This window comes from Variovorax sp. GW821-FHT09D07, assembly GCF_059416345.1.
In genome coordinates this window covers 714,085-728,814 of sequence record NZ_JBWKOY010000003.1, presented here as the reverse complement: position 1 = coordinate 728,814, position 14,730 = coordinate 714,085, and the positions used below count along the sequence as shown (strand labels likewise).

The following is a 14,730-nucleotide window of genomic DNA, read 5'->3' as shown; positions in this document are numbered from 1 at the left end:
TTAGTTCGCGCCTCCCTTGGCATCCAGCGATGCGGATGCGAGCACGCGCACGCACAGCTCTTCGTAGGGAATGCCCGCCGCGCGCGCCGACATCGGCACCAGCGAATGGCTGGTCATGCCGGGCGAGGTGTTCATCTCGAGCAGGAAGGGCTTGCGGTCGCTGGCGCGGATCATCACGTCGGCGCGGCCCCAGCCGCGGCAGCCGAGCGTGTGGTACGCCGCCAGCGTGATGCGCTGGATCTCGCGTTCCTCGGCCTCGGGCAGGCCGCTCGGGCACTGGTACTTCACGTCGTCGGTGAAGTACTTGTTCTGGTAGTCGTAGGCGCCCTCAGGCGCAGCGATGCGCACCACCGGCAGCGCGCGCGCGTCCAGGCCCTGGCCGAGCACGGCGCAGGTCACCTCTTCGCCGTCGATGAACTCTTCGCACAGCACGTCGGCGTCGAACTTCGCCGACAGCGCGACCGCATCCTGCATCTGCGAGTAGCCCTCGACCTTGGTCACGCCGATGGACGAGCCCTCGCGCGGCGGCTTCACGATCAGCGGCAGGCCGAGCACGTCGGGCACCACCATGATCTGCTCGCGGCTTTGCTGGTCGAAGGCCAGGCGCACGTACTTGGGCGTCGGCAGGCCGTCGGCCTGCCAGATGCGCTTGGTCATGACCTTGTCCATGGCCACGCTCGAGGCCATCACGCCCGAGCCGGTGTAGGGAATGCCGAGCAGCTCGAGCGCGCCCTGCACGGTGCCGTCTTCGCCATGGCGGCCATGCAGCGCGACGAAGCAGCGCGCGAAGCCTTCGCGCTTCAGGTCGGTCAGCTCGCGCTCCGACGGGTCGAAGGCATGCGCGTCGACGCCGCGCGAACGCAGGGCCTGCAGCACGCCGGCGCCGGACATCAGCGACACCTCGCGTTCGGCGGAACTGCCGCCGAACAGCACGGCGACCTTGCCGAAAAGTTGTGGATCCTGAAGGCTCACGCGGCCCTCCCCTTGCGCGCAGTGCGCTCTGAAGTTGTTGATGAGGGTGCGGGCGGCGTGCCGAGTTCGACCACCTTGCCCGGCACCGCGCCGATGGAGCCCGCGCCCATGCACAGCACCACGTCGCCCGCGCGGGCGTTGTCCAGGATGGCCTGCGGCATCGCGACGATGTCGTCCACGAACACCGGCTCGACCTTGCCGGCCACGCGCAGCGCGCGCGCCAGCGTGCGGCCGTCGGCGGCCACGATGGGCGCCTCGCCCGCGGCATAGACCTCGCCCAGCAGCACCGAGTCGGCCGTGCCGATGACCTTCACGAAGTCCTCGAAGCAGTCGCGCGTGCGGGTGTAGCGGTGCGGCTGGAAGGCCAGCACCAGCCGGCGCCCCGGGAAGGCGCCACGCGCGGCCGCGATGGTGGCCGCCATCTCGACCGGGTGGTGGCCGTAGTCGTCGATGACGGTGAAGCGCCCGCCGGCCGTGTCGCTCGGCACGGCCACCTCGCCGTAGCTCTGGAAGCGGCGGCCCACGCCCTTGAAGCCGGCGAGGCCGCGCTGCACCGCTTCGTCGGCAATGCCGAGCTCGACCGCCATGGCGATCACCGACAGCGCGTTGCGCACGTTGTGCTCGCCCGGCAGGTTCAGCACGATGGGCAGGTCGGGCAGCGTCACGCCGTTGCGGCGCTGCGCGGTGAAATGCATCTGGCCGCCGACGGCGCGCACGTCGATGGCGCGCACCTGGGCATCCTCGCCGAAGCCGTAGCTGGTGACCGGGCAGGTCACGTCGGCCACGATCTCGCGCACCGCCGGATCGTCGGTGCACAGGATGGCCACGCCGTAGAACGGCATGCGGTGCAGGAAATCGACGAAGGCTTTCTTCAGCTTCGCGAAGTCGTGCCCGTAGGTCTCCATGTGGTCGGCGTCGATGTTCGTGACCACCGCCATGACGGGCAGCAGGTTCAGGAACGAGGCGTCCGACTCGTCGGCCTCGACCACGATGTAGTCGCCGCTGCCCAGCTGCGCGTTGGCGCCGGCGCTGTTCAGGCGCCCGCCGATCACGAAGGTCGGGTCGAGCCCGGCGGCCTCGAGCACGCTGGCGGCCAGGCTGGTGGTGGTGGTCTTGCCGTGCGTGCCGGCGATGGCGATGCCCTGCTTCAGGCGCATCAGCTCCGCGAGCATCAGCGCGCGCGGCACGACCGGAATGCGCTTTTCGCGCGCGGCCAGCACCTCGGGGTTGTCCGATTGCACGGCGGTGGAGGTGACGACCGCATCGGCGCCGTCGATGTGCGCGGCGGCATGGCCCACGAAGGTGCCGATGCCCAGGCCCGCGAGGCGGCGCAGCGTGGCGCTGTCGGACAGGTCGGATCCGGTGATCCGGTAGCCCAGGTTGAGCAGCACCTCGGCGATGCCGCTCATGCCGGAGCCGCCGACGCCGACGAAGTGGATGTGACGGATCGCGTGCTTCATTTCGCAAGCTCCTCGCAGGCGCGGACGACCGCGTCCACTGCTTCGGTCTTCTGCAGGGTCTTGGCCTTGGTGGCCCGGTCGATCAAGGTCGCGCGTTCGGTTTTCTGTAGCAAATCAGCCAGCAATTCAGAGGTGAGGTCGGTCTGTTGCACCAGCCAGCCGCCGCCCGCGTCCACGAGGAAGCGCGCGTTGGTGGTCTGGTGGTCGTCGACCGCCGAGGGGAAAGGCACGAACAGCGCTGCTGCGCCGACGGCCGCGATTTCGGTGACGGTGCTGGCGCCGGCGCGCGCGACGATGAGGTCGGCCTCGGCGTACGCCTGCGCGGTGTCGTCGATGAAGGGCGTGAGCTCGCCCTCGACGCCGGCCGCCGCATAGTTGGCGCGCAGCTCGTCGATCTGCTTGGCGCCGCTCTGGTGCAGCACCTGCGGGCGTTCGGCGGGCGCGATGCGCGCCAGCGCCTGCGGCACGACGGCGTTGAGCGCCCGCGCGCCCAGGCTGCCGCCGACCACCAGCAACTTGAGCGGCCCCGTGCGGCCCGCGAAGCGCGTGGCCGGATCGGGCTGCGAGGTGAACGCCGCGCGCAGCGGATTGCCCACCCACTGTGCCTTCTTCAGCACGTTCGGGAAGGCCGTGAACACGCGGTCGGCCACGCCCGCCAGCACCTTGTTGGCGAGGCCGGCGACCGAGTTCTGCTCGTGCAGCACCAGCGGCTTGCCCATCAGCACGCCCATCATCCCGCCCGGGAAGGTGATGTAGCCGCCCAGGCCCACCAGCACATCAGGCTTCACGCGGCGCACCACGGCCAGGCTCTGCCAGAAGGCGCGCAGCAGCTTCAGCGGCAACAGGAACAGCGTGAGCGGGCCCTTGCCGCGCACGCCGCCGAACTGCACCGGCTCGAAGGCGAAGCCGCGCGGAGGCACGAGCTTTTCTTCCATGCTGCCGGGCGCGCCCAGCCAGTGCACGCGCCAGCCGCGCTCGCGCAGGGCCTCGGCCACTGCGAGACCCGGGAAGATGTGGCCGCCCGTACCGCCGGCCATGACCAGCGCAGTGCGCGTCATACGCGACCTCCCCGCATCAGCACACGGTTCTCATAGTCGATGCGCAGCACGACGGCGAGCGCCACGAGATTCATCAGGATCGCCGAGCCGCCGAAGCTCATCAGCGGCAAGGTCAGGCCCTTGGTCGGCAGTGCGCCCAGGTTCACGCCCATGTTGATGAAGGCCTGGAAGCCGATCCACACGCCCACGCCCTGGGCCACGAGGCCCGAGAACACGCGGTCCAGCGCGATCGCCTGGCGGCCGATGTGCATGATGCGGCGCGTGAGCCACAGGAACAGGCCGATGATCAGCAGCACGCCGATGAGGCCGAACTCTTCGCCGATCACGGCCAGCAGGAAGTCGGTGTGCGCCTCGGGCAGCCAGTGCAGTTTTTCGACGCTGCCGCCCAGGCCCACGCCGAAGACCTCGCCGCGCCCGATGGCGATCAGCGAGTGCGACAGCTGGTAGCCCTTGCCCAGCGCGTGCTCCTCGCTCCACGGATCGAGGTACGCAAAGATGCGCTCGCGGCGCCACGGACTGCTCGCCACGATGGAGCCGAAGGCCACCACCACCAGCGTCGCGATCACGAAGAACATGCGCGCGTTCACGCCGCCCAGGAACAGGATGCCCATGGCGATCACGGCGATCACCATGAAGGCACCCATGTCGGGCTCGGCCATCACCAGCATGCCGACCACCACCACCGCGATGCCCATCGGCAGCACGGCGCGGAAGAACCGTTCCTTGATCTCCATCTTGCGCACCATGTAGCTGGCGGCGTAGAGCACCATCGCGAACTTGGCCAGCTCCGACGGCTGGAAGCGCATGAAGCCCATCGGCAGCCAGCGGCGCGCGCCGTTCACGTTGATGCCGATGTGCGGAATAAGCACCGCCACCAGCAGCAGCAGCGAGGCCACGAAGAGCCAGGGCGCGGCGCGCTCCCAGGTCTTCATCGGGACCTGGAAGGTCAGCAGCGCGGCGATGAAGGCGATGACCAGCGACGCCGCATGCCGCGTGAGGAAGTACGAGGCGCTGTAGCCGGCGCGCGCGAAGCGCGGGTTGTCGGGCAGCGCGATCGAGGCCGAATACACCATGATCAGGCCCCAGGTCATCAGCGCGACCGTGACCCAGACCAGCGCCTGGTCGAAGCCCAGCACGCGCATCGGCGTGGCCTTGGTCTGCGCGACGCCGGCGCCGCCCAGCCGCACGGGCAGGTGCACGGGCAGCGAATCCATGCCGCTGCGGGCGCGCCGGAACCAGCCGCCGAAACGGCTGCCGGTGCTGGGTTCCTGGCCTGCGGCTGCGGAGTTCAAATCGGGTCCTCCATCGATCCGGCGGTGGACAGCGACGCGCCGGGCACGTACGACACCACCGCGTCGTCGCCACCCACGGCCTCGCGCGGGCTGTCGGCGTAAGCCTCGACGGCCTCGCAGAACACCTCGGCGCGGTGCGCGTAGTCCTTGAACATGTCGAAGCTCGCACAGGCCGGTGACAGCAGCACGGCATCGCCGGGGTGGGCGCGCGCGGCGGCGAGCTTCACGGCCTCTTCCATCGAGCCCGCGTGCTTCAGCGAGACGCCGGTGGAAGCCAGCGCGGCCTCGATGAGCGGGGCGTCGCGGCCGATGAGCACGACGGCGCGCGCGTACTGGCGCACGGGGTCGGCCAGCGGCTCGAAGTCCTGGCCCTTGCCTTCGCCGCCGAGGATCACGACCACGCGGCGCTCCTCGCCGAGACCGCTCAGTGCGGCCACGGTGGCGCCGACGTTGGTGCCCTTGCTGTCGTCGAAGAACTCGACCTCGTCCACGATGGCGATCGGCTCGACGCGGTGCGGCTCGCCGCGGTACTCGCGCAGGCCGTAGAGCATCGGGCCCAGCGGGCAGTCGGCGGCACTGGCGAGCGCGAGCGCGGCCAGGGCGTTCATGGCGTTGTGGCGGCCGCGGATGCGCAGCGCGTCGGCGGGCATGAGGCGCTGGAAGAAGAGCTCTTCTTCCACCACCGCGCCGCGCTTGCGCTTCTGCGTTTCGTCGGCTTCCAGCGCGCGCACCAGCCAGGCCACGCCGTTGATGCGCTCGATGCCGTAGTCACCCGGGCGCAGCGGCATCGCGCCGCCGAAGGTGACGTGGGTGCGGATCTGCGGACGCTGCAGCCGCACCTTGACCGGCGGCGGCAGCATGGCCATCACGCCGGCGTCGTCGCGGTTGAGGATCATCAGGCCCTTGGCGCCGAAGATGCGCGCCTTCGCGGCCGCGTAGGCCGGCATGTCGCCATGCCAGTCGAGGTGGTCCTGCGTGAGGTTGAGCACGGTCGCGGCCGTGGGCTCGAAGCCCTGCACGCCGTCGAGCTGGAAGCTCGAGAGTTCGAGCACCCACACGTCGGGCAGCGTGCCGGCGTCGAGGTGCACGGCCAGCGTGTCGAGCAGCGTGGGGCCGATGTTGCCGGCCACGGCCACGGTCTTGCCCGCGCGCTCGACCAGCTGGCCGGTGAGCGAGGTGACGGTGGTCTTGCCGTTGGTGCCGGTGATCGCGAGCACGGCGGGCGTGTAGCCCTTGGGCGCTTCGGGCTCGGGTTCGGGCACGAGTTCGAGCTGTGGCGCGGCCTCTTCCTCGACCGCGGCCGACGCCGGGTTGGTGGCGGACAGCTCGGCGATCTTGGCGACGAACTCGGCGGCCTCGCGCGCCGCGGTGGGCACGTAGGGCTTGCCGGGGGTGGGCAGGCGGGAGACGGTGGCGGCGGGCGCGGGCGACTCGGCGGGCGTTTCGGCGGCGGCTGGTGCTGCGCCGTCTTCCGTGGCGGCGTCTTCCGTCGTGGCGCCTTCGGCGACGACGTCTTCGGTGGGCGGCGTCACCGGCACGCTCAGCGATGCGTCGCGCGGCATGGCTTCGGCCATGGCGGGCGGTGTGGCTTCAGCGGCTTCGGTCGGTTCGACGGGAGCGGCGGGTTCGACTTCTACGGCAGTCGCATCGACTGGCAGTGCGGCCTCGGTCGACTCAGCGGCCACGGCCTCCGTGGGTGCAACCGCCTCGGTCGCCTCAACAGCTTCGACGGGCGCGGCCTCTTCGGGCTCGCCTTCGACAACCGCAGCAGCCTCCGGCGCAGGCACTTCCGGCGTCTCGACCACCGCAGCCTCCGCCACAGGAACCTCTTCGCTCAGGGCCAGCTCGGCCTGGGCCGGCGTTTCAACGACAGGCTCGACCACGGCGGTTTCGACCGGCACTTCAGCTTCGGTTTCCACCACCGGCACCTCGACCGTCTGCAGATCGAGCAGCGCACGCGCGAACAGGTCCAGCTCACCGCCGACCACGAGGCCCACGGCCTTGGCGGCGTCGACGACCGGCGCCAGCGTCGCGGGCGACAGGCCCGGCGAGCGGTACACGGCGCGGATCGGCGTGCCTTCGACCAGCGCGGCCGTGAACGGCCCGCCGATGAAGGTGGCGTCGGGCAGTTCGGTCTGCAGCGTCGCGAGCGAGGCCGGTGCCTCGCGCGTGTCGGCCACGGTCACGACCGCGCCGTGGCGCGCGCACCAGCGCGCCATCGCCAGCCCGGACGCGCCGAGGCCGAGGATGAGAACGGGGAGGTCTTTCAGGTGCCGCATGGTTGTGTTGTTACCGCAGCTTCAGCGTCGACAGGCCGATGAGGCACAGCAGCATCGTGATGATCCAGAAGCGCACGACGACCTGCGTCTCGCGCCAGCCGCTCTTCTCGAAGTGGTGGTGCAGCGGCGCCATCTTGAGCACGCGCCGGCCTTCGCCATAACGCTTCTTCGTGTACTTGAAGTACATGACCTGCGCCATCACCGAGATCGCCTCGACCACGAAGATGCCGCCCATGATGAAGAACACGATCTCCTGGCGCACGATGACCGCGATGGTGCCCAGCGCGCCGCCCAGCGCCAGCGCGCCCACGTCGCCCATGAAGACCTGCGCCGGATGGGTGTTGAACCAGAGGAACGCGAGCCCCGCACCAGCCATGGCCGAGCAGAACACCAGCAGCTCGCCCGAACCCGGGATATTGGGGAACAGCAGGTACTTGGAGTACACCGCGCTGCCCGTGACGTAGGCGAACACGCCCAGCGCCGAGCCCACCATCACCACCGGCATGATCGCCAGGCCGTCCAGGCCGTCGGTCAGGTTCACGGCGTTGCTCGCGCCCACGATCACGAGGTACGTGAGGATCACGAAGCCGATGCCGCCCAGCGGGTAGCTGACTTCCTTGAAGAAAGGCACCAGCAGGTTGATCTTGGGCGGAAAGTCGAGGTCGAAGCCCGAGCGCACCCAGGCGTAGAACAGCTCGAGCACGCGCCAGTTGGAGCTCTCGGAAATGCTGAACAGCAGGTAGAAGCCGGCGAGCAGGCCGACCAGCGATTGCCAGAAATACTTCTCGCGCGAGCGCATGCCCTCGGGGTCCTTGCGCACCACCTTGCGCCAGTCGTCCACCCAGCCGATGGCGCCGAAGCCCATCGTGACCCACAGCACGATCCACACGAAGCGGTTCGAGAGGTCGAACCACAGCAAGGTGGCGAACGCAATGGCGAACAGCACGAGCACGCCGCCCATGGTGGGCGTGCCGCTCTTGGTCAGGTGCGTTTCCATGCCGTAGCCGCGGATCGGCTGGCCGATCTTGAGCGCGGCGAGGCGACGAATGACGTACGGGCCGGCCACCAGGCCGACGACGAGCGCGGTCAGCGCGGCCATCAGGGCGCGGAACGTGAGGTAGTTGAAAACGCGCAAGAACCCGAACTCGGGCGACAGCGTCTGCAGCCATTGGGCCAGGGACATCAGCATGGTGTGTTGCGCGGCTCATGCGTCATGACCGGCCTCCTTTTGTTGTTGTGCTTCGATCGCCTGCACCACGCGCTCCATCTTCATGAAGCGCGACCCCTTGACCAGCACGCTGCCCAGCTGCGGCAGGCGGGCGAGCACGGCCGCGCGGAGCGTGTCGAAATCGTCGAAATGGCGTCCATCGACACCATCGTTGTTGTTGAAAGCCGTCGCCGCATGCACGGTCTCGCCGCCCAGCGTGTAGACGGCGTCGAGGCCGCGCTGGCGCGCCCAGGCGCCGACCTCGGCGTGGAATTCCGGCGAGCGGTCGCCGACCTCGCCCATCTCGCCGAGCACCAGCAGGCGCGGCGCGGGCAGGCCGGTGAGCACGTCGATGGCGGCAATCACGGAATCGGGGTTGGCGTTGTAGCTGTCGTCGACCAGCGTGAGCGCGTGCCCGCCGGGCAGCACGACCTCGCTGGCGCGCGAACGGCCCTTGACCGGCTCGAAGGCCGACAGGCCCGCGGCGATGGTGTCGAGCGACACGCCGGCCGCCAGCGCGCAGGCGGTGGCGGCGAGCGCGTTGCCCACGTTGTGGCGGCCCGCGATGTGCAGGCGCGCGTCGAAGGCGCCCAGCGGCGTGCGCACGCGCACACTCCAGGCGCCCTGCTGCCATTCGGCGCTGTCGAGCGAGATGTCGGCGTCGGCGTGCTCGCCGAAGGTCAGGCAGCGGCGCGAACCGCTCTGGCGCGCCAGGTCGGTCCACAGCGAGGTGAAGGTGTCGCCGTAGGGAAACACGGCGGTGCCGTCGTCGGGCAGTTCAGCGAACACGGCGGCGTTCTCGATGGCGACCGCCTCGACGCTGGCCATGAACTCCTGGTGCTCGCGCTGCGCGTTGTTGACCAGCGCGATGGTCGGGCGCGACATGGCGGCCAGCCGCGCGATCTCGCCCGGGTGGTTCATGCCCAGTTCGAGCACCGCCAGCTGGTGCTGCGCGCGCAGGCGCAGCAGCGTGAGCGGCACGCCGATCTCGTTGTTGAAGTTACCGGCCGTAGCCAGCGCGCGGTCGGCGCGGAAGGCGGCGAGCACGGACGCGATCATCTGCGTGACCGTGGTCTTGCCGTTGCTGCCGGTGACGGCGATCAGCGGCAGCTGGAACTGCGCGCGCCAGCCGGCGCCCAGCGCACCGAGCGCGATGAGCGAGTCGGGCACTTCGAGGCCGGCAAGCCCTGCGGCTTCGAGGCCGCCGTGCGCAATGGCGGCCACGGCGCCCTGCTTCTTCGCGTCGGCCAGGAAGTCGTTGGCGTCGAAACGCTCGCCCTTGAGCGCGACGAACAGGTCGCCTGCGGCCAGGGTGCGGGTGTCGGTGTGGACGCGGGCGATCACGGTAGCCGGGTCGCCCACGAGGCGCGACCCCGGCACCCATTGCTGCGCCTGCGCCAGCGTGAGGTTGAGCGGGGTGGAGACGGGCGTCGCCATGGCGGTCATGCGGCACCCCGCTTCGCGAGCGCGTCGAGCGCGTGGGTCTTGTCGGAGAACGGCAGGCGCTGGCCGGCGATCTCCTGCCACTCTTCGTGGCCCTTGCCGGCGATCAGCACCACGTCTTGCGGGGCCGCCTGGGCAATGGTTTCGGCGATGGCGCGCGCACGGTCGACCTGCACGCGGGCCGCCTCGACGCGCGTGAAACCGCGCAGCGCCTGGCTGATGATCGCGTCGGGGTTCTCGTTGCGCGGGTTGTCGCTGGTGAGCACGACATGGTCGGCCTGCCGTTCGGCGACGGCCGCCATCAGCGGGCGCTTGATCGGGTCGCGGTTGCCGCCGCAGCCGAACACGCACCACAGCGCGCCGCCGCGTTGCCTGGCCAGCGGACGCAGGCCGGCGAGGGCCTTGTCGAGCGCGTCGGGCGTGTGGGCGTAGTCGACCACGGCCAGCGGCGCGCCGTCGGTGGGTTGCACGCGGTCCATGCGGCCCGGCACGCTGCTGAGGTGGGCGCAGGCGGCCACAGCCTGGGCGAGCGTGAGGCCCAGCGCGCGCAGGGTGCCGAGCACGCCAAGCAGGTTGGCGACGTTGTACTGGCCGATGAGCCCGGTCGCGAGCCGTTCGGCCGGCGCCGTGCTGCCGTGCTCGGCCACGGTGAACTGCAGGCCCTGGGCGTCGTAGCCGATGTCGCGCGCCACCAGCCGCGCGGGCTTGCCGCCGGCCGAGACGGTCCAGACGTCGAGCGCGCCGATGCCGGCGTCCAGCAGGTTGGCGCACAGGCTGGCGCCGTGCATGTCGTCGATGTTGATCACCGCGGCGCGCAGGCCGGGCCAGCGGAACAGCTCGGCCTTGGCCTGCCAGTAGGCGTCCATGCTGCCGTGGTAGTCGAGGTGGTCCTGCGTGAAATTGGTGAACACGGCGACCGCGATGCGGCAGCCGTCGAGCCGGCGCTCGGCAATGCCGATGGACGAAGCCTCGATGGCGCAGGCACCGAAGCCCTCGGTGACGAAGTCGCGCAGCGCGCGCTGCAGCATCACGGGGTCGGGCGTGGTCAGGCCGGTGTAGGTGAGTTCGGGCGGCACGCCGATGCCCAGCGTTCCGACCACGGCGCAGGGCGACGGCGCGCCGCGCTCGGTGGTGCCGTCGGGGCGCATGGCGCGCACGCCGCCGGCCGCGCGCAGCGTGGACAGCGATTCGGCCAGCCACCATGCGGTGGAGGTCTTGCCGTTGGTGCCGGTCACGGCCAGCAGGTCGAGCTGGGCCGAGGGGTTGTCGTAGAAGGCAGCGGCGATCGGGCCGGTGGCGGCCTTGAGGCCGGGGTAGCTCACGATGCGTTCATCGCCGTCAAAGCCGAAGGCGTCCACGCCCTCGTGCTCGACGAGGCAGGCCACGGCGCCCTGCGCCAGTGCGGCCGCCACGTGCTGGCGGCCGTCGGTGGCGGCACCGGGCCAGGCAATGAAGGCATCGCCCGGGCCGACCGCGCGGCTGTCGGCGAGCAGCGCGCCCTGCACGCGCTCCTTGAGCCAGAACGCGGCGGTGGTGGGGGAAGTGAGTGTCAGCATGTCAGAAGCTCTCGGGGACGTCCTGCGTCTGCACGAGGGGTTTGACCGCCAGATCGGGCGGGACGTTCATCATGCGCAGGGTCTGCTGCACGACTTCGCTGAACACCGGCGCCGCGGCGAGGCCGCCGAAATACTGGCCGTCGGTCGGCTCGTCGATCATCACCGCGACGATGATGCGCGGCTTCTCGATGGGCGCCATGCCGGTGAACCAGGCACGGTACTTGTTGCTGGCGTAGCCCTTGCCGACCTGCTTGTGGGCCGTGCCCGACTTGCCGCCGACCGAGTAGCCCACCGTCTGCGCGCGCGTGCCGGTGCCGCCCGGGCCGGCGGCCATCTGCAGCATCTTGCGCACCGCAAGCGCGTTGGAGGGCGAGAACACGCGCACGCCGACCGGCGGCTCGGTATTTTTCAGGATCGTGACCGGGATGATGGAGCCGTCGTGCGCGAACGAGGTGTACGAATGCGCCATCTGGAACAGCGACGCCGACAGACCGTAGCCGTAGGCCATGGTGGCCTGCTCGACCGGCTTCCAGGTCTTCCACGGACGCAGCCGGCCCGTCACGGCGCCGGGGAACTGGATCTGCGGCTTCTGGCCGTAGCCCAGCGCGGTGTAGGTGTCCCACATCTCGTGGGGCGTCATCTTCTGGGCGATCTTGAGCGCGCCCACGTTGCTCGACTTCTGGATCACGCCCTCCACCGTCAGCGAGCCGTAGTTGTGGGTGTCGCTGATGGTGAAGCCGCCCAGCTGGTAGCGACCGGGCGCGGTGTCGATGATGGTCGAGGGCTTCACGCGGCCGGCCTCCAGCGCCATCGCCACGGTGATGGGCTTCATGGTCGAGCCGGGCTCGAAGGTGTCGGTGAGCGCGCGGTTGCGCAGCTGCTCGCCGGTGAGGTTCTGGCGCTTGTCGGGCACGTAGCTCGGGTAGTTGGCCAGCGCCAGCACCTCGCCGGTGGTGCTGTCGAGCACCACCACGCTGCCGGCCTTGGCACGGCGCGCGGTGACGGCGTCGCGCAGCTTCTGGTAGGCGAAGAACTGCACCTTGCTGTCGACGCTGAGCTGGATGTCGCGGCCCTCGACCGGCGGCACCTGCTCGCCCACGCCTTCGACCACGCGGCCCAGCCGGTCCTTGATGACGCGGCGCGAACCGGCCTTGCCGGCCAGTTCCTTGTTGAACGCCAGCTCGATGCCTTCCTGGCCGTTGTCTTCCACGTTGGTGAAGCCCACCACGTGCGCCGCCGCCTCGCCCTCGGGGTACTGGCGTTTGTATTCCTTGCGCTGGTAGATGCCCTTGAGGTTGAGCGCGGCGATCTGCTTGGCGATGGGCTCGTCGACCTGGCGCTTGATCCAGACGAAGGTCTTGTCTTCGTCTTCGAGCTTCTTGTCGAAGTCCTTCTGCGGCATGCCGAGCAGCTTGGCCACCTGCTTGAGCTTGGCGCGCACCTCGGGGTCGTCGCGCTCCACGTCTTCGGGAATGGCCCAGATGCTGGGCGCCACCACGCTGGACGCCAGGATGAGCCCGTTGCGGTCGAGGATGCGCCCGCGGTTGGCCGGCAGCTCCAGCGTGCGGGCGAAGCGCACTTCGCCCTGGCGCTGGAAGAAGCTGTTGTTGAAGACCTGCACGTACGCGGCCCGCCCCGCCAGCATGACGAAGCCGAAGGCGATGCCGGCGACGATGAACTTGCTGCGCCACACCGGCGTCTTGCTCGCGAGCAAGGGGCTGGTGGTGTAGCGCACGCTGCGGTTGCCGCGGCTCATCGGGCGGGCCTCGCGGCGGTGCCGGGCTTGGGCGGCGTGGTCGGCGGCAGCGGTGCCACGGCCGGGATCACCGAGCCGTCGGGGCGAACGTACTGCGTGATGGCCGGCGAGGCCGTGCGCATCTGCAGCTGTTCCTTGGCCAGCTTCTCCACGCGCAGCGGCGTGGCCTGGGCGCGCTTTTCCACCTGCAGGCGGTCATGCTCGGTTTCGAGCTTGCGCGTCTCCTGCAGGGCGCGGTCGAACTCCGTGTAGAGCTGGCGCGACTGGTACTGGGTGTGCACAAGGTACAAAGCCGTCGCAATGACGGCCAGCAGAAGAAGCAGGTTGATGCGCGCCATGGCTACCCGGCCTCCGTGCGTTCGGCCACCCGGAGGATGGCGCTGCGCGAGCGCGGGTTGCCGCGCACCTCTTCTTCGGACGGCTTGATGCGCTCGAGCGCGTGCAGCTTCATCACCTTGGGCGCGGCGAAGGGCGCGCGGCGGTCGTAGACCTCCTTCGAGTGCTTGGCGATGAACTGCTTGACGATGCGGTCTTCGAGCGAATGGAAGCTGATCACCGCGAGGCGGCCGCCGGGCGCGAGCACCGACAGGCTGGCCTCTAGCGCTTGTTGCAGCTCCTCAAGCTCGGCGTTGATGAAAATCCGAAAAGCCTGAAATGTGCGCGTTGCAGGGTTCTGGCCCTGCTCGCGGGTTTTGACCGTGCCAGCCACGAGCTCGGCCAGTTCGGTGGTGGTTGAAATTGCGCCCCGTTCTTGTCTGCGAGCAACAATCGCCTTTGCAATCTGAACAGCAAACCGTTCTTCGCCATAGTCACGGATCACCTCTGCAATTTGTTGAAGTTCGGCCGTTGCCAGCCACTCGGCCACGCTCTCGCCGCGCGTGGTGTCCATGCGCATGTCGAGCGGACCGTCGAAACGGAAACTGAAACCGCGCACCGGGTTGTCGATCTGCGGCGAACTCACACCCAGGTCCATCAGCAAGCCGTTGACGCTGGCGTCGGGCAATTCGCCCAGCGAGCGGAATCCCTGGTGGCGGATAGAAAAACGCGCATCCGAGATGCGCGCTGCTTCGGCCACCGCTTCTGCATCCTTGTCGAATGCGATGAGCCTGCCTTCCGGCGCCAGCCGCGCGAGGATGGCGCGCGCATGTCCTCCGCGGCCGAAGGTGGCGTCCACGTACGTGCCCGTGGCTGCCGCGCTGCCGGAAAGAAGGGCTTCCACCGCCTCGTTCAACAAGACGGTCGTGTGGGTCAGGGGGGTGTTCACGGGGCTCCTCAGAACGCGAAGTCCTGAAACACATCCGGCATCTCGCCCTGGGTGGCCTCGGCCTCCTTGGCCTCGTAGGTGGCCTTGTCCCAGAGTTCGAAGTGGTTGCCCATGCCCAGCAACAGCGTCTCGCGGTTGATGCCGGTGGCGGCGCGCAGCTCGGGCGACACCAGCACGCGGCCGGTGCCGTCCATCTCGACGTCCATCGCGTTACCGAGGAAGACGCGCTTCCACCACTGCGCCGACATCGGCAGCGCAGCAATGCGTTCGCGGAATTTTTCCCATTCGGGACGGGGGAACACCATCAGGCATCCGTGCGGATGCTTGGTGATCGTGAGCTGGCCGCCTGCCGTGGCGCTCAGGACGTCGCGATGCCGGGTCGGCACGGAGAGCCGCCCCTTGGCATCCAGACTGAGCGATGAAGCGCCTTGAAACACGACCAC

The 14,730-nt window shown here is 69.5% G+C and carries 12 protein-coding genes; all 12 read right to left on the bottom strand.

Going from position 1 to position 14,730, the window contains the following annotated elements; genetic code table 11:
• Genes AC07OX_RS14840 through mraZ form a run of 12 tightly spaced genes read right to left on the bottom strand, consistent with a single transcriptional unit; the run spans position 1 to position 14,724 of the window.
• Complete coding sequence (locus AC07OX_RS14840; protein WP_062474222.1) at positions 1-972, bottom strand: D-alanine--D-alanine ligase; 972 nt, start codon at positions 970-972, stop codon at positions 1-3.
• Entirely contained in the window at positions 969-2,432 is a 1,464-nt protein-coding gene (gene murC / locus AC07OX_RS14835) for a UDP-N-acetylmuramate--L-alanine ligase (protein WP_495261908.1), read from the bottom strand. The genes AC07OX_RS14840 and murC overlap by 4 nt, the downstream gene beginning before the upstream one ends.
• Positions 2,429-3,490, bottom strand: coding sequence for an undecaprenyldiphospho-muramoylpentapeptide beta-N-acetylglucosaminyltransferase (gene murG / locus AC07OX_RS14830; protein ID WP_495261907.1), 1,062 nt, complete (start codon positions 3,488-3,490; stop codon positions 2,429-2,431). The genes murC and murG overlap by 4 nt, the downstream gene beginning before the upstream one ends.
• Entirely contained in the window at positions 3,487-4,782 is a 1,296-nt protein-coding gene (gene ftsW, locus AC07OX_RS14825) for a putative lipid II flippase FtsW (RefSeq protein WP_495261906.1), read from the bottom strand. The genes murG and ftsW overlap by 4 nt, the downstream gene beginning before the upstream one ends.
• The gene (gene murD / locus AC07OX_RS14820; RefSeq protein ID WP_495261905.1) at positions 4,779-7,061 is read right to left on the bottom strand and encodes a UDP-N-acetylmuramoyl-L-alanine--D-glutamate ligase; all 2,283 of its coding nucleotides are present in this window, start codon (positions 7,059-7,061) and stop codon (positions 4,779-4,781) included. The genes ftsW and murD overlap by 4 nt, the downstream gene beginning before the upstream one ends.
• A gap of 10 nt (positions 7,062-7,071) precedes the next feature.
• On the bottom strand, positions 7,072-8,250 hold the full coding sequence (gene mraY / locus AC07OX_RS14815; protein ID WP_070060130.1) for a phospho-N-acetylmuramoyl-pentapeptide-transferase: 1,179 nt from the start codon (positions 8,248-8,250) through the stop codon (positions 7,072-7,074).
• A 15-nt stretch (positions 8,251-8,265) separates the two neighbouring features.
• On the bottom strand, positions 8,266-9,705 hold the full coding sequence (locus AC07OX_RS14810; protein ID WP_495261998.1) for a UDP-N-acetylmuramoyl-tripeptide--D-alanyl-D-alanine ligase: 1,440 nt from the start codon (positions 9,703-9,705) through the stop codon (positions 8,266-8,268).
• Between the two features lie 5 nt (positions 9,706-9,710).
• On the bottom strand, positions 9,711-11,267 hold the full coding sequence (locus tag AC07OX_RS14805) for a UDP-N-acetylmuramoyl-L-alanyl-D-glutamate--2,6-diaminopimelate ligase (protein ID WP_495261904.1): 1,557 nt from the start codon (positions 11,265-11,267) through the stop codon (positions 9,711-9,713).
• Position 11,268: 1 nt separating this feature from the next.
• Complete coding sequence (locus AC07OX_RS14800) at positions 11,269-13,023, bottom strand: peptidoglycan D,D-transpeptidase FtsI family protein (RefSeq protein WP_095743607.1); 1,755 nt, start codon at positions 13,021-13,023, stop codon at positions 11,269-11,271.
• The gene (gene ftsL / locus AC07OX_RS14795; RefSeq protein WP_495261903.1) at positions 13,020-13,361 is read right to left on the bottom strand and encodes a cell division protein FtsL; all 342 of its coding nucleotides are present in this window, start codon (positions 13,359-13,361) and stop codon (positions 13,020-13,022) included. Before ftsL ends, AC07OX_RS14800 begins: the two co-directional genes overlap by 4 nt.
• Positions 13,362-13,363: 2 nt before the next feature.
• Positions 13,364-14,287, bottom strand: coding sequence for a 16S rRNA (cytosine(1402)-N(4))-methyltransferase RsmH (gene rsmH, locus AC07OX_RS14790; RefSeq protein ID WP_062474238.1), 924 nt, complete (start codon positions 14,285-14,287; stop codon positions 13,364-13,366).
• A gap of 8 nt (positions 14,288-14,295) precedes the next feature.
• Positions 14,296-14,724, bottom strand: coding sequence for a division/cell wall cluster transcriptional repressor MraZ (gene mraZ / locus AC07OX_RS14785; protein WP_056576192.1), 429 nt, complete (start codon positions 14,722-14,724; stop codon positions 14,296-14,298).
• Between the last annotated feature and the right edge of the window lie 6 nt (positions 14,725-14,730).